Source organism: Viridibacillus sp. d25.2 (assembly GCF_055456015.2).
Genome location: NZ_CM196652.1, coordinates 655,100 through 671,403, shown reverse-complemented (window position 1 = coordinate 671,403; position 16,304 = coordinate 655,100). Strand labels below are relative to the sequence as shown.

General features: G+C 41.5%; 13 protein-coding genes, 2 rRNA genes and 1 riboswitch. All 15 genes read right to left on the bottom strand.

Annotated features, from left to right (window positions below):
* Nucleotides 1-371 precede the first annotated feature (371 nt).
* Nucleotides 372-1,907 carry a bifunctional phosphoribosylaminoimidazolecarboxamide formyltransferase/IMP cyclohydrolase gene (purH, locus tag ACZLO7_RS03350; RefSeq protein ID WP_464939250.1) on the bottom strand — a complete coding sequence of 512 codons (1,536 nt, stop codon included), beginning with the start codon at nucleotides 1,905-1,907 and terminating at the stop codon, nucleotides 372-374.
* Nucleotides 1,908-1,991: 84 nt separating this feature from the next.
* Nucleotides 1,992-2,561, bottom strand: coding sequence for a phosphoribosylglycinamide formyltransferase (gene purN, locus ACZLO7_RS03345; protein ID WP_464939251.1), 570 nt, complete (start codon nucleotides 2,559-2,561; stop codon nucleotides 1,992-1,994).
* Nucleotides 2,554-3,615: a phosphoribosylformylglycinamidine cyclo-ligase gene (purM, locus tag ACZLO7_RS03340; protein WP_464939252.1), complete on the bottom strand. Its 1,062-nt coding sequence runs from the start codon at nucleotides 3,613-3,615 to the stop codon at nucleotides 2,554-2,556. The genes purN and purM overlap by 8 nt, the downstream gene beginning before the upstream one ends.
* A 13-nt stretch (nucleotides 3,616-3,628) precedes the next feature.
* Nucleotides 3,629-5,053 (bottom strand): amidophosphoribosyltransferase, encoded by a 1,425-nt coding sequence (purF, locus tag ACZLO7_RS03335; protein WP_464939253.1) that lies wholly within the window; start codon nucleotides 5,051-5,053, stop codon nucleotides 3,629-3,631.
* The gene (gene purL, locus ACZLO7_RS03330) at nucleotides 5,029-7,260 is read right to left on the bottom strand and encodes a phosphoribosylformylglycinamidine synthase subunit PurL (protein WP_464939254.1); all 2,232 of its coding nucleotides are present in this window, start codon (nucleotides 7,258-7,260) and stop codon (nucleotides 5,029-5,031) included. Before purL ends, purF begins: the two co-directional genes overlap by 25 nt.
* On the bottom strand, nucleotides 7,244-7,930 hold the full coding sequence (gene purQ, locus ACZLO7_RS03325; protein WP_427735670.1) for a phosphoribosylformylglycinamidine synthase subunit PurQ: 687 nt from the start codon (nucleotides 7,928-7,930) through the stop codon (nucleotides 7,244-7,246). Before purQ ends, purL begins: the two co-directional genes overlap by 17 nt.
* 2 nt (nucleotides 7,931-7,932) lie before the next feature.
* Nucleotides 7,933-8,181: a phosphoribosylformylglycinamidine synthase subunit PurS gene (purS, locus tag ACZLO7_RS03320; protein WP_038178699.1), complete on the bottom strand. Its 249-nt coding sequence runs from the start codon at nucleotides 8,179-8,181 to the stop codon at nucleotides 7,933-7,935.
* A complete protein-coding gene (purC, locus tag ACZLO7_RS03315; protein ID WP_464939255.1) occupies nucleotides 8,178-8,894 on the bottom strand; it encodes a phosphoribosylaminoimidazolesuccinocarboxamide synthase in 717 nt (238 codons plus the stop codon). The genes purS and purC overlap by 4 nt, the downstream gene beginning before the upstream one ends.
* A 16-nt stretch (nucleotides 8,895-8,910) precedes the next feature.
* A complete protein-coding gene (gene purB, locus ACZLO7_RS03310) occupies nucleotides 8,911-10,206 on the bottom strand; it encodes an adenylosuccinate lyase (RefSeq protein WP_464939256.1) in 1,296 nt (431 codons plus the stop codon).
* Between the two features lie 18 nt (nucleotides 10,207-10,224).
* Nucleotides 10,225-11,340: a 5-(carboxyamino)imidazole ribonucleotide synthase gene (purK, locus tag ACZLO7_RS03305; protein WP_464939257.1), complete on the bottom strand. Its 1,116-nt coding sequence runs from the start codon at nucleotides 11,338-11,340 to the stop codon at nucleotides 10,225-10,227.
* Nucleotides 11,337-11,825: a 5-(carboxyamino)imidazole ribonucleotide mutase gene (gene purE, locus ACZLO7_RS03300; RefSeq protein WP_464939258.1), complete on the bottom strand. Its 489-nt coding sequence runs from the start codon at nucleotides 11,823-11,825 to the stop codon at nucleotides 11,337-11,339. Before purE ends, purK begins: the two co-directional genes overlap by 4 nt.
* Before the next feature lie 148 nt (nucleotides 11,826-11,973).
* A riboswitch (purine riboswitch) is annotated at nucleotides 11,974-12,072 on the bottom strand.
* A 96-nt stretch (nucleotides 12,073-12,168) separates the two neighbouring features.
* Complete coding sequence (locus ACZLO7_RS03295) at nucleotides 12,169-12,357, bottom strand: NETI motif-containing protein (RefSeq protein WP_464939259.1); 189 nt, start codon at nucleotides 12,355-12,357, stop codon at nucleotides 12,169-12,171.
* Nucleotides 12,358-12,519: 162 nt separating this feature from the next.
* Nucleotides 12,520-12,696 carry a hypothetical protein gene (locus tag ACZLO7_RS03290; protein WP_464939260.1) on the bottom strand — a complete coding sequence of 59 codons (177 nt, stop codon included), beginning with the start codon at nucleotides 12,694-12,696 and terminating at the stop codon, nucleotides 12,520-12,522.
* Nucleotides 12,697-13,120: 424 nt separating this feature from the next.
* Nucleotides 13,121-13,236: ribosomal RNA gene (gene rrf / locus ACZLO7_RS03285) — 5S ribosomal RNA — on the bottom strand.
* Nucleotides 13,237-13,335: 99 nt separating this feature from the next.
* A 23S ribosomal RNA gene (locus tag ACZLO7_RS03280) occupies nucleotides 13,336-16,265 on the bottom strand.
* Nucleotides 16,266-16,304 lie beyond the last annotated feature (39 nt).

Below are 16,304 nucleotides of genomic sequence, written 5' to 3'. Positions count from 1 at the left end.
AACAGGATGTTGGTCATGCAACCGTTGCGACACGATGTCGCGCATTTAGGTTGCCTTCCTTAATCAGCATATCCAGCCTCAGCGGCCAGACTCTCGAGGTCACTTCCACTTTCTCGCTCGAAAACTGAAAGATGTTTTCGATTCGAAAGTTCCAGTGCTTGTCGCCGATGAACGAGCGCCTTGGGCCAACAGGACGTTGGTCATGCAACCGTTGCGACACGACGTCGCGCATTTAGGTTGCCTTCCTTACTTAGCATATCCAGCTTCAGGCGCTAGCTACTCGGGTCGTTTCAGTCGGGCGCTCAAAGTCTAAGAGCGACTTTGGCTTCCGCCTTCCAACGACCTCGCAGCTGGGCAAGCGCCTGAAGCATTTAATGTTTAAAGTGTCTTACTCCGGTAAATACCATTGTGATGCCGTATTCGTTTGCTTTGTCGATTGAGTCTTGGTCTTTGATTGAGCCGCCTGTTTGGATGATTGCTGTAATGCCCGCTTTTGCAGCAGTTTCTACAGTATCATTCATTGGGAAGAATGCATCTGATGCAAGTGCAGCACCTTTTGCTTTTTCACCAGCTTGCTCTAATGCGATTCTTGCTGATCCTACACGATTCATTTGACCAGCACCAACGCCTAATGTCATTTTGTCATCTGTTACAACGATTGCATTTGATTTAACGTGTTTTACAACTGACCAGCCAAGCTTCATTGCTGCCCATTCTGCTTCAGTCGGTTCGCGATCTGTTACTACTTTTACTTCTCCATCTTTTAAGCCAAAATGATCTGGCTCTTGAACAAGTAAACCACCTTCAACAGAAACTGTGTTGAATGCATCGCGTTTTTCTTGTGCGAATGAGATTGTTAGTAAGCGAATATTTTTCTTCGCTGATAACTTTTCAAGTGCTTCAGCAGTGAATGCAGGTGCAATGATAATTTCTAAGAAAATTTCAGCTAGTTGTTCTGCTGTTGCTATATCTACTTCACGATTCAAAGCAATGATACCACCGAAGATAGAAGTTGAATCTGCTTCATATGCTTTCGCAAATGCTTGAGAGATTGTTTCAGCTGTACCAACACCACATGGATTCATATGTTTTACTGCTACTGCAGCTGGTGCATCAAATTCTTTGATAATTTGAAGTGCGGCATTTGCATCTTGAATATTATTGTAAGAAAGTTCTTTACCATGTAATTGCTCCGCTGATGCGATTGAGAAATCTGAGCCTAAATGCTTCTGGTAAAAAGCTGCTTTTTGGTGTGGATTTTCACCGTAACGAAGTGGTTGTTTTAATTCGTATGTTAAAGTCATTTGCTCTGGGAATTCTTCTCCAGTGTATTCTGTTAAGTAGTTAGAAATATACGAGTCGTATGCAGCTGTATGACGGAATACCTTTGCACCTAGACGACGACGTGTTTCAAGTGTTGTTTGATCATCTGTTTTTAGCTCTGCTAACACTGTTGCGTAATCATTTGAATCGACGATGACAGTTACATATTTTTGGTTTTTAGCGGCTGAACGAAGCATTGTCGGGCCACCAATATCAATGTTTTCAATAGCATCAACAATTGTTACATCAGGCTTTGAAATTGTTTCAACGAATGGGTATAGATTGACACAAACGATTTCAATTGGTTGAATACCATGCTCTTCCATTTGAGCTTGGTGTTCTGGATCGTCATGTTTTGCAAGTAATCCACCATGAATAAGCGGGTTCAATGTTTTAACACGTCCACCTAAAATTTCTGGGAAGTTTGTTACTTGGTCAACAGCAGTTACTGCTACACCATTTTCTTGTAAATGTTTTTTTGTACCGCCAGTTGATAAAATTTCATAGCCTAATGCCTCTAACTCTTTAGCAAACTCTAAAACACCTGATTTATCAGAGACACTAATTAACGCACGTTTTGTCACAATTATTTCCTCCTTAAATTTGAAAGCGAGTTGTAATTCTATGTATTAGAACCAAAGCTCAAAGCTCTGGTTCCAATTATTTAATTATTTTAAAGTTGCCTTTAACGCTTCTGTATAAAGCTCATGCTCAATAGCATGAATTGCTTGCTCAGTTGCCACGCGATCACCATCAGTAACTGTTACAGCACGCTGAGCAATAATTGGGCCTGTATCCATTCCAGCATCTACAAAGTGAACAGTTACACCCGTTACTTTCACCCGATGTGCCATTGCCTGTCCAATAGCATCCTTACCAGGGAACGAAGGTAATAGAGAAGGGTGAATATTGACAATTTTCGAAGTATACGAATCTAATAATGTTTTACCGATTAAACGCATATATCCCGCAAGAACAATCCATTTTACTTCATATTCATAAAGCTTAGCTAAAATGGCTTGCTCATAAGCTACCTTTGAATCAAAATCCTTCGGGCTTAGTGCTAATACAGGAATACTTTTTGCTTTAGCACGTTCAACGACATAAGCACCTGGCTTATCCGTCACAACAAGCTCAATTTTCGCATTCAATTCATCGCGTTCAATAGCCTCTTCAATAGCTTGGAAATTAGAACCGCTGCCTGATGCGAATACTGCAATGGAAACGATATTACTCATTAGTTAGGCTCCCATCATGATTACCATTGAATAGAACACCTTCACCTTTCACAACACGGCCGATTTCGTACGCCTTTTCACCATGCTGTTTCGCAATCTCAATAATGCGAGTTGCTTCAGAAGCCGGTACTGAAAGCACGTAACCAATGCCCATATTGAAGACATTATATAAATCACGCTCTTGTAGATTACCTTTCTCTTTTAAGAATTCAAAGACAGGTAATACAGGCCAAGTGCCTAAATCAATCTCAGTTGCTAGTCCTTCAGGCATCATACGCGGTAGGTTTTCGTAGAAACCACCACCTGTAACGTGTGCCATGCCATGAACTTCACACTCTTTTAACATTGCTAAAACAGGTTTGGCATAAATTTTCGTTGGTACTAATAAAGCTTCACCAATTGGACCTAAGTTTTCATAGCCATCAACAATTGTTTCGGGTGTGAAATCATTATCAGCAAAAACGACTTTACGAACTAGAGAATAACCATTTGAGTGAATACCGCTAGAAGCTAGTCCAACAAGAACATCACCTTCTGAAATTTTCTCGCCTGTTACGATGTTCGCTTTTTCAGTAGCACCTACTGCAAAGCCCGCTAAATCATATTCGTCCTCTTCATAAAGACCTGGCATTTCAGCTGTTTCTCCGCCGATTAATGCTGCGCCTGCTTGAACACAACCATCAGCAACACCTTTAACAATTTGCTCGATTTTAGCAGGTTCAGCTTTACCAACTGCTACGTAATCTAAAAAGTATAATGGCTCTGCGCCTTGTGCAACGATATCGTTGACACACATTGCTACACAGTCTACGCCGATTGTATCGTGCTTATCTGTCATAAATGCTAGTTTTAGTTTTGTCCCAACACCATCTGTTCCAGAAATAAGAACGGGTTCCTTCAAATTTAATTCGGACAAATCGAACATGCCACCAAAGCCACCAAACGAACCCATGATGCCTTTTCTAGCTGTACGTTCAACGTGTGATTTCATTCTTTGGACTGCTTCATAGCCTGCTTCTATATTAACGCCTGCTTGTTCATATGCTTTCGACATGTAGATCGTCTCCTTAACGTAAAAGTTCTTTTTCGTGTGGCAAGATAGTATCAGGGAAAATTTCTGTTGGATATTTTCCAGTAAAACATGCTAAGCATAGACCACGTTCTGGACCTTCATGTTGACGGCCAATAGATTCTACCATGCCTTCAACAGATAAAAACGTTACCGTATCAGCACCAATTGCATCACGGATTTCTTCAACATTATGACTAGAAGCTATAAGTTCTTCGGACGAAGATGTATCAATACCGTAGTAACATGGGTCTGTCATTGGAGGGGAACTAATGACAACATGTACTTCTGCCGCTCCAGCTTCCTTCAACATTTTGACGATACGTCTTGAAGTTGTACCACGAACAATTGAATCATCTACCATTACAACACGTTTTCCTTGAACAACTTGACGTACTGGTGATAATTTCATCTTCACACCACGTTCACGTAACTCTTGTGTCGGTTGAATAAAAGTACGGCCAACATAACGATTTTTAATAAGACCTAATTCGTAAGGAATACCACTCTCTTCAGCAAAACCAATTGCTGCGGAAATACTTGAATCAGGAACACCAGTTACAACATCTGCCTCTATATGAGCACATTCTTTTGCGAGTGTTTTCCCCATACGTTTGCGTGCCATATGCACGTTAATACCACCAATTTCTGAATCAGGTCGTGCTAAATATACATATTCCATCGCACACATTGCACGATTAGCTGTTTCTACAAAACGATCGCACTTCACTCCAGAATCATTAATAACAAGTAATTCTCCTGGTTCTACTGAACGAACGAATTCTGCGCCAATTAAATCGAACGCACAAGTTTCAGAAGCAACAACCCAGCTGTCACCTAATTTACCAAGTGCTAACGGACGTAAACCATGTTGATCACGAGCTACGATTAAACCTTCTTCAGATAACATCAAGATTGAAAATGCACCTTTTAACAGGGAAAGAGCATTTTTCACTTTTGACAGGAATGTAGGATGTGTACTTTTCTTAATCAAGTGGGCAAGTACTTCCGTATCAGAAGTTGAGTTAAAGATGCTACCTTGACGTTCTAAATGTTGTTTTAAGTGATTTGCATTAACTAAATTTCCATTATGTGCAATTGATAAACTGCCTGTTGATGAGCGGAACAGCAGCGGCTGAACATTCTCAATTCCGCCGCCTCCTGCTGTCGTATAACGTGCATGAGCTATTGCTGCTTGTCCTTTTAAGCCTTCCAATTTACCTTCACTAAATACGTCGTTCACAAGGCCCTCGCCTTTTACAGCGCGAAGTTGCTTGCCATCTTGGACAACAATTCCAGCCCCTTCTTGACCACGATGTTGTAGTGCGTGTAAACCATAATAACTAAGCTGCGCTGGGTTTTCATTACCCCAAATCCCAAACACGCCACATTCTTCATTTAAGCCTCTGAGTTCACCAAACATGGTATTGCCCCTTTCCAAGCATCTTGGAATTCTGCAACTGAACCTTCGATTAATGTAGAACCATTTTCACCGCGAACACTCAAAGTGGCATCTGCTGAAACAACACCAATTTTTCGAGCATCTTTTACAGCTGCTTCAAATGCTTGTGCATTCTCAGCTTTAACTGTCACTAAGAAACGAGATTGCGATTCACTAAATAAAGCAGTTACTGCCGAACCTTCTAAGATGATTTCTGCTCCAAATTTTGTTCCGAATGTTTTTTCCGCTAATGCAACAGCTACGCCACCTTCAGCAACATCATGTGCTGATGCAACTAACCCTTGTTGAATAGCTTTTAATAACGAATCTTGACGTGTTGCTTCTACAGTTAAATCGATTTCTGGTGCTAGACCGAAAATACGGCCTTCATTTTGCATTTTTTGAAGCTCTGATCCACCAAATTCAGTTTTTGTATCACCGATTAAGTAGATATAGTCTCCTGCATCTTTTACTTGTTGTGTTGTAACATGAGCTAGGTCTTCTACTAAACCAACCATACCGATTGTTGGTGTTGGATAAACAGCTACACCACTACGCTCATTGTAAAGAGAAACGTTACCACCGATTACTGGGGATTCAAGTGCTATGCAAGCCTCTGAAATACCGTCAGCTGATTTTTCGATTTGCCAGAAAATTTCTGGTTTCTCTGGGTTACCAAAGTTCAAACAGTCTGTAATTGCAAGTGGCTTACCGCCTGAACAAACGATGTTACGAGCTGCTTCTGCTACGGCAATTTTACCGCCCACTTCTGGATCTAAGTAAATATAACGAGAGTTACAGTCAGTTGTCATTGCAAGACCTTTATTCGTACCACGTACGCGAACAACTGCTGCATCAGATCCTGGTGCTACAACTGTTGATGTACGTACTTGATAATCATACTGATCATAAACCCACTCTTTAGAAGCAATTGTAGATTGTTTTAATAGTGAAATTAAAGTTTCTTTATAGTCGTCAACTGTTGGCTCTACATTTTCCATCGCTTGGAATTCATTGTAGTAAGCTGGTACTGCTGAAGGTTTATAATAGACAGGCGCTTCTTCTGCAAGTGCATCTGCAGGAACATCTGCTACAACTTCTCCTTTATGTATAAGGCGAAGCATCTTATCGTCAGTTACATGACCGATTGTTACAGCATCTAAACCATACTTCTCGAATAACGTAACGATCTCAGCTTCATGCCCTTTTTTCACAACGATCAACATACGCTCTTGGGATTCTGAAAGCATCATTTCATAAGCTGTCATACCTGTTTCACGTTGAGGTACTAGATCTAAGTTCATTTCAATACCGTAACCTGCTTTAGAAGCCATTTCGGCAGATGATGAAGTTAGGCCTGCAGCACCCATATCTTGAATTCCAACTAGTGAATCAAATTTCACTAATTCTAAACATGCTTCAAGAAGTAATTTCTCCATGAATGGATCTCCAACTTGTACAGCAGGACGTTTTTCTTCTGATGATTCACTTAATTCTTCAGAAGCAAACGTTGCTCCGTGAATACCATCTCGACCCGTTTTAGCTCCAACGTACATTACTGGGTTACCTACACCTGAAGCAATTCCTTTTTGAATGTCTTTATGATCGATTAAACCGACACACATAGCATTTACTAGTGGATTCCCTTCGTAACAATCATCAAATTGAATTTCGCCACCAACTGTTGGAATACCTATACAGTTACCGTAGCCTGCAATTCCTGCCACTACTTCTTCAAATAAATATTTTACACGTGGTGTTTTCAACTCACCAAAGCGTAGAGAATTTAACATAGCAATCGGGCGTGCACCCATTGAGAACACATCACGGATAATACCGCCAACACCTGTTGCTGCACCTTGGTAAGGTTCAATTGCAGACGGGTGATTATGTGATTCCATTTTGAACACAACGGCTTGGTCATCGCCGATATCGACAATTCCTGCACCTTCACCAGGGCCTTGTAATACACGAGGTCCTTTAGTTGGGAATTTACGTAGCACTGGTTTAGAGTTTTTATATGAGCAGTGCTCTGACCACATTACTGAAAACAGACCAGTTTCAGTCCAGTTCGGTTGACGTCCTAGAATACTTTCAACTAGCGCAAATTCTTCATCTGACAAGCCCATTTGTGCATAGAGTTTTTGCTCTTTAATTTGCTCTTGTGTTGGTTCAAGCTTGATTGACATGTGTTTCCCTCCACTGTTTGACGATTGATTTGAATACTGCAAGGCCATCTGAGCCACCAATTAATTCATTCACTGCTCGCTCTGGGTGAGGCATCATACCAAGTACATTACCGCGTTCATTGACGATTCCTGCAATATCTTCTAAACTACCATTTGGATTTTCGCTAGAATAAGTGAAAACAATTTGGTTATTGTCCTTTAATGATTGCAAAGTATCCTCATCACAGTAGTAATTTCCTTCACCATGAGCGATAGGTACTTTTATTACTTCATCTTTTGCATATTGATTTGTAAATTGTGTATTGTTGTTAACTACTTTTAAATCAACAGTACGACACATGAATTTTAAGTTTTTATTACGGAGAAGAGCACCTGGAAGTAAACCTGCCTCCGTTAAAATTTGAAAACCATTACAAACGCCAAGTATCGGCTTCCCTGCTTCAGCAGCTTTTACTACTTCAGTCATAACGTTTGAAGAGCGAGCAATCGCTCCACAACGTAAGTAATCTCCGTAAGAGAATCCACCTGGTAGTAAAATACCGTCATAACTACTTAAATCTTTTGTATCGTGCCATACGTATTCTGCTTCTTCACCAAGTTCGTCCTTAATTGCGTGATACATGTCTAAATCACAGTTCGATCCTGGGAAAACGAGTACTGCGAACTTCATAGTTAGTTAGCCTCCTCGACTTCAAAACGGTAGTCTTCAATAACAGTATTTGTGAGTAATTTTTCGCACATTTCTTTTACCACTACATTTAAGTCACGGTCAGAAGGTTCGATTTGTAATTCAAGATATTTACCAATACGAACGTCTGCAACTTCTTTGTAGCCCATTGTGTGCAATGAACCTTTCACTGCAGAACCTTGTGGATCTAATACACTTTCACGTAATGTTACATAAACTTTTACCTTTTTCATTTTGATAGTCCTCCTAGGCGTTCTAATATGATTGTATAAACATCTGTTAAATTGCCAAGATCACGGCGAAAAACGTCTTTATCAAGTTTTTGATTTGTTTCTACGTCCCAAAGACGGCAAGTATCTGGTGAAATTTCATCTGCTAATAGTACTTGATTATTAGCATCACGCCCAAACTCTAGTTTGAAGTCTACTAGAGTAACACCTATTTCCAGGAATAATGGACGGAGAACTTCATTCACCTTTAAGCCATTGTCATAAAGAGCTTGCACTTCTTCTGGTGTAGCGATATTCAATATTTCAATATGCTCTGTTGTGATGAGCGGATCTCCGAGATCATCGTTTTTGTAATAAAATTCAACGATTGGACGACGAAGAGTTGTACCCTCTTCGTATCCAAGTCGTTTTGCAAGGCTACCTGCTGCAATATTGCGGACAACCAATTCAATTGGAATAATGTCGACATTTTTTACAAGCTGTTCGTGTTCTGAAATTTGTTCAACGAAGTGAGATTCGATTCCTGCTGACTTTAATTTATCGAAAATTAAAGTTGTAATGCTATTATTTAAAATACCTTTACCTGCAATTTCTTCTTTTTTCTCTCCATTGAATGCTGTAGCACTATCTTTGTACTCAACAAACAAAATATTTTCTTCTGCTGTTGAGTACAATCTTTTAGCTTTTCCTTCATACAAAAGTTGACCTTTTTCCACTGTTAATTCCCCCGGTTTAGTTTAATCCAAGACGTTCAAAAATTGTATCTACATGTTGTAGGTGATAATTGTAATCGAAGCAATCATCTAATTCTTCTTTTGATAAATGAGCAGTGATTTTCTCACTTGCATCAACTAGTCCACGGAACTGAACTTGTTCGTCCCAAGCTTTTGCAGTTAGGGGCTGTACTGTATCGTACGCTTCTTCACGTGCTAGACCTTTGTCGATCAAAGCAAGTAATACACGTTGTGAATAAATAAGGCCAAATGTGCGATCCATATTGCGTTTCATATTGTCAGGGAATACTGTTAAGTTTTTCACGATATTCGCGAAACGATTTAACATATAGTTAAGAGTGATTGTACCGTCTGGTAAAATTACTCGTTCAGCTGATGAATGTGAGATATCACGTTCATGCCATAGTGACACGTTCTCATAAGCTGTCATCATGTAACCGCGAAGTAAACGAGCCATACCAACCATATTCTCAGAACCAATTGGATTACGTTTATGAGGCATTGCTGATGAACCTTTTTGACCTTTTGCGAAGAATTCCTCCACTTCACGTGTTTCTGATTTTTGTAAACCACGAATTTCAGTCGCAAATTTCTCAATTGAAGATCCAATCAAAGCTAAAGTCGCCATGTATTGTGCGTGACGGTCACGTTGTAAAGTTTGTGTTGAAATTGGTGATGCTTGTAATCCTAATTTTTCGCAAACGTATTTTTCAACAAACGGGTCGATGTTAGCATAAGTACCAACCGCACCCGAAATTTTACCTGTTTCAATTACTTCAGCAGATGCTTCGAAGCGTTCTAAATTTCGTTTCATTTCTTCTAACCATAAAGCCAGTTTTAAACCAAATGTAGTTGGTTCAGCATGAACACCATGTGTACGGCCCATCATTACTGTGTATTTATGTTCTTTCGCTTTATTCTCTAAAATTTCGATAAAGTTTTTAATATCTTTACGTAAAATTTCATTAGCTTGTTTAATTAAATAAGAAAGAGCAGTATCTACAACATCCGTAGAAGTTAAACCGTAATGTACCCATTTACGTTCTTCTCCTAGAGTTTCAGAAACAGCACGCGTGAATGCAACTACATCATGACGAGTCTCTTTTTCAATTTCTAAAATACGATTGATATCAAACCCTGCATTTTCACGGATTTTTGCAACATCCGCTTTTGGAATATCACCCAGTTCAGCCCAAGCCTCACATGATAAGATTTCAACCTCCAACCAAGCTTGATATTTGTTTTCTTCTGTCCAAATTGCGCCCATTTCGGGACGAGTATAGCGTTCTATCATATTGTTCTCCTTCTATTCCTACCAAACGTGGGAATCCTTAATTTCTGTTAACGTTTTTTCAATGTCGCTTGTCATAATTGTGACATGGCCCATTTTACGGTTATGTTTTGCTTCTTGCTTACCATATAAATGAATAGACCAATCAGAGTATTTTGAAATAGAGTTGCTCAGTGGTACGACATGTTGTCCAAGCACATTAATCATAATCGAAGGCGACCATAATTGTGGTTCGCGTAATGGCCAACCACATACAGCACGAATATGCTGATGGAATTGTGAAATGTTACAAGCCTCAATTGAATAATGTCCTGAGTTATGTGGACGAGGTGCTAACTCATTAATAATAACGTGTCCGTCCTCTAAAACAAATAGTTCAATAGCTAGTGTACCCACTAATTTAAGATGATTCGCAATTTTTTCTGCTTCTTCCGTAGCTTTATTAGCAGTTTTCTCTGAAATACGTGCTGGTACGATCGTTTTGTGTAAAATATGATTCACATGAATATTTTCTCCAATAGGAAGACAAAACGTTTCTCCTTGAACATTACGTTGTACGATGACAGAAATTTCTTTCTCAAATGGTACAAACGCTTCTGCTACACAAGCAGAATGTTCAAATAGAGATTTCGTTAATGGCAGATCATTTTTTGATCGTAGTGTCTGTTGGCCTTTTCCATCGTAACCACCTCGTGCAGTTTTTACGACGCAAGGGTAACCAACAGTTTCGATTTTACTTTGAAGCTCCTCGAAGCTTTCAGCAGCTATGTATGTTGCAACTGGACAACCGGCTTTATTAATAGCAGCTTTTTCAAGAATACGATCTTGTGTAATACGTACGAGTTCCGCACCTTGAGGTACATAGGCAATTTCAGATAATCGTTTCAAACCTGCATAATCAATATTTTCAAATTCAAATGTTATAACATCACTGACCTCCGCAAGCTCTTCTAATGCCGCTTCGTCGTTATATGGGGCGACGATCCGTATATCTGCAATTTGGCCACATGGTGAATCCATTGTAGGCTCAAGTACAGCAATTTTAAAACCTGCTTCCTTTGCAGCCATTGCCATCATACGCCCAAGTTGACCGCCACCAATTATACCGATAGTTTGACCAGGATAAATTTTCGTCACTCTAACTCACCTGAACTTTCTAGAGCTTTCATTTTCATTGCTTGGCGTCGCGCTTCAATTTTTTCTGTAATTTCAAAATCGGTTGTTGATAGAATTTGAGCTGCTAGAAGTCCTGCGTTAGTCGCACCCGCTTTACCAATAGCTACAGTTGCTACTGGAACACCACCAGGCATTTGAACGATAGATAATAAAGAATCAAGGCCATTTAATGCTTTTGATTGAACAGGTACACCAATGACCGGTAAAGTTGTTTTTGCTGCTACCATACCTGGTAAATGCGCTGCACCACCTGCTCCTGCAATAATGACATGAAGCCCTCTTGTACGAGCTTCCTGTGCATATTCAAACATCAAATCTGGTGTTCTATGTGCCGATACCACTTTTTTCTCATATGGAATCTGCAATTCATCTAATACCTCACACGCATGTTTCATTGTTTCCCAATCACTCGAACTTCCCATGATCACGCCGATTTTTGAACTCATACATTCCGCTCCTTTAAACAAATAAAAGTCCCCAAATAAAATACTTCACACAACCATGCGTGAAAGCAATTTACTTGAGGACATAACAAAAGAGGCAGGCTTAGATACATTAGCGGTACGCAATTGTGTCACACCTTTCACTCTCATTCCAAAAGTTGCTTTCCCGCATAGTCCGACATTTACGGTGTCGGGTAGAGACACTAAGGCCAATTCCTTAGCATATATGGGGATTCGATGTTTTCCTTCTCACATTTTAACAATTGAATGAGTACAAGTCAATGTAAATATACGAACAATATATTTTAGTTAAAAGAAATCGTTCGTATTTAGATTAATTTTCTAGTTAATCTTCACATAACATACCTTTAAATCGTATTATTTGACGAACTGGAACTGGATTTCCTTCTTTCATTTCAAAAAGAGGTTCCTCTTTTCGTGCAATCGGCATATACCCTGCCTTATTCATGCGTTGCAAACACGCATCAATCGTTTCGTTTTCTTCCACTTCAAACCACACTTGCTTTTTACTCACACTTTCACTTCCTTTAATAACATTATTCTTATTATAGCTTGCTTTCTTCATTTCTTACTCGTAAATTTTCATGAAATTATGTTCTCTTCTATTTAAATGTAAGAAAAAGGGCTGCCATTTCAAAAGTCATTTTTATCGACTTTTTTAGGACAACCCTTTACTTTAATTATTTTCGATAACTTTAGTTTTTTTTCTAACACCTGTGCTGATTGCAGCTTCACTAACAGCTTTTGCTACTATTGGAGCTACACCATCCTGAATAATCACACTTTGTGCTATATCATTATCATCAATTAATGATGCAATTGCAAAAACAGCTTCCTTTTTCGCGACCTTCATAGATGATACCTGTTGAATCACAGATAATAATGTGTTCATAGCTAATTTGTTTCAATATCTTTATAATAGCTACACCTGAAGCTCCTACACCATTTATAACAACGCGTACAGTGCTCTTATCCTTATCAAGGATCTTTAGGGCATATTTTTAGACCAACACCAACTACTATCGCTGTACCAGGCTAATCATCATGAAATACAAGTATGGAACATTCTTTGCGTAATCCTTCCTCGATTTCAAAACATCTAGGAGCTGCTATAAAACAGTTGCTGGATCTTTCACTATCTCCAATACAAGGTTCAACACCCCCTGAAGAATAAGCTAAGCTTAAAACGTCTACAGTATTAATTTCCATCATTTTTTAATTCACTCATATCGAAAATAAAAAAGACACAACTGATAAAATCAGTTGTGCCTTAGTATGCCTAGCAACGTCCTACTCTCACAGGGGGAAACCCCCAACTACCATCGGCGCTAAAGAGCTTAACTTCCGTGTTCGGCATGGGAACGGGTGTGACCTCTTTGCCATCATCACTAGACTATATTCGACTTCCAATACATGTTGTATTGAAACTCTTTTATAGAGAACTTGTTCTCTCAAAACTGGATAAATTACATTGAAGTTCGCTAAGTAAAATTTGGTTAAGTCCTCGATCTATTAGTATTCGTCAGCTCCGTATGTCGCCACACTTCCACCTCGAACCTATCTACCTCATCGTCTTTGAGGGATCTTACTTACTTGCGTAATGGGAAATCTCATCTTGAGGGGGGCTTCATGCTTAGATGCTTTCAGCACTTATCCCGTCCACACATAGCTACCCAGCGATGCCCTTGGCAGAACAACTGGTACACCAGCGGTGTGTCCATCCCGGTCCTCTCGTACTAAGGACAGCTCCTCTCAAATTTCCTACGCCCACGACGGATAGGGACCGAACTGTCTCACGACGTTCTGAACCCAGCTCGCGTACCGCTTTAATGGGCGAACAGCCCAACCCTTGGGACCGACTACAGCCCCAGGATGCGATGAGCCGACATCGAGGTGCCAAACCTCCCCGTCGATGTGGACTCTTGGGGGAGATAAGCCTGTTATCCCCGGGGTAGCTTTTATCCGTTGAGCGATGGCCCTTCCATGCGGAACCACCGGATCACTAAGCCCGTCTTTCGACCCTGCTCGACTTGTAGGTCTCGCAGTCAAGCTCCCTTATGCCTTTACACTCTACGAATGATTTCCAACCATTCTGAGGGAACCTTTGGGCGCCTCCGTTACTCTTTAGGAGGCGACCGCCCCAGTCAAACTGCCCGCCTGACACTGTCTCCTACCCCGCTAAGGGGCATGGGTTAGAAGTTCAATACAGCTAGGGTAGTATCCCACCAACGCCTCCTCCGAAGCTGGCGCTCCGGAATCTCTGGCTCCTACCTATCCTGTACAAGCTGTATCAAAATTCAATATCAGGCTACAGTAAAGCTCCACGGGGTCTTTCCGTCCTGTCGCGGGTAACCTGCATCTTCACAGGTACTATAATTTCACCGAGTCTCTCGTTGAGACAGTGCCCAGATCGTTACGCCTTTCGTGCGGGTCGGAACTTACCCGACAAGGAATTTCGCTACCTTAGGACCGTTATAGTTACGGCCGCCGTTTACTGGGGCTTCAATTCGCACCTTCGCTTGCGCTAAGCACTCCTCTTAACCTTCCAGCACCGGGCAGGCGTCAGCCCCTATACGTCACCTTACGGTTTTGCAGAGACCTGTGTTTTTGCTAAACAGTCGCCTGGGCCTATTCACTGCGGCTCTCTCGGGCTTTCACCCTACTAGAGCACCCCTTCTCCCGAAGTTACGGGGTCATTTTGCCGAGTTCCTTAACGAGAGTTCTCTCGCACACCTTAGGATTCTCTCCTCGACTACCTGTGTCGGTTTGCGGTACGGGCACCTTTTACCTCGCTAGAGGCTTTTCTTGGCAGTGTGAAATCAGGAACTCCGGACATACGTCCTCGTCATCACAGCTCAACGTTATAGAAATGGGATTTGCCTCATTTCACGCCTCACTGCTTGAACATGCATAACCAACAGCATGCTTACCCTATCCTACTGCGTCCCCCCATTGCTCAAATGGTAAATAGGTGGTACAGGAATATCAACCTGTTGTCCATCGCCTACGCCTATCGGCCTCGGCTTAGGTCCCGACTAACCCTGAGCGGACGAGCCTTCCTCAGGAAACCTTAGTCATTCGGTGGACGGGATTCTCACCCGTCTTTCGCTACTCATACCGGCATTCTCACTTCTAAGCGCTCCACCAGTCCTTCCGGTCTGACTTCACAGCACTTAGAACGCTCTCCTACCACGGACATCTAAGATGTCCATCCACAGCTTCGGTGAATTGTTTAGCCCCGATACATTTTCGGCGCAGCGTCACTCGACCAGTGAGCTATTACGCACTCTTTAAATGATGGCTGCTTCTGAGCCAACATCCTGGTTGTCTAAGCAACGTCACATCCTTTTCCACTTAACAATTACTTTGGGACCTTAGCTGGTGGTCTGGGCTGTTTCCCTTTTGACTACGGATCTTATCACTCGCAGTCTGACTCCCGTGCATAAATCACTGGCATTCGGAGTTTGTCTGAATTCGGTAATCCGGGATGGACCCCTAGTTCAAACAGTGCTCTACCTCCAGGATTCTCTATCACGAGGCTAGCCCTAAAGCTATTTCGGAGAGAACCAGCTATCTCCAGGTTCGATTGGAATTTCTCCGCTACCCACACCTCATCCCCGCACTTTTCAACGTACGTGGGTTCGGGCCTCCAGTAAGTGTTACCTTACCTTCACCCTGGACATGGGTAGATCACCTGGTTTCGGGTCTACAACCACATACTCATTCGCCCTATTCAGACTCGCTTTCGCTACGGCTCCGTCTTCTAAAACTTAACCTCGCATGTAATCGTAACTCGCCGGTTCATTCTACAAAAGGCACGCTATCACCCATTAACGGGCTCTAACTACTTGTAGGCACATGGTTTCAGGATCTATTTCACTCCCCTTCCGGGGTGCTTTTCACCTTTCCCTCACGGTACTGGTTCACTATCGGTCACTAGGTAGTATTTAGCCTTGGGAGATGGTCCTCCCAGATTCCGACGGAATTTCACGTGTTCCGCCGTACTCAGGATACACTCAAGAGAGAATGAACTTTCAACTACAGGGCTGTTACCTGCTCTGGCGGGCCTTTCCAGACCGCTTCGTTTAACTCATTCCTTTGTAACTCCATATAGAGTGTCCTACAACCCCAAGAGGCAAGCCTCTTGGTTTGGGCTATTCCCGTTTCGCTCGCCGCTACTCAGGGAATCGATTTTTCTTTCTCTTCCTCCAGGTACTTAGATGTTTCAGTTCCCTGGGTCTGCCATCAAGACGCTATGTATTCACGTCAAGATACTGCTCCATTACGAACAGTGGGTTCCCCCATTCGGAAATCTCCGGATCAAAGCTCACTTACAGCTCCCCGAAGCATATCGGTGTTAGTGCCGTCCTTCTTCGGCTCCTAGTGCCAAGGCATCCGCCATGCGCCCTTAATAACTTAACCTAAAAGTTAGTTATTAAGCCTAAAAAACTTAATAATAAA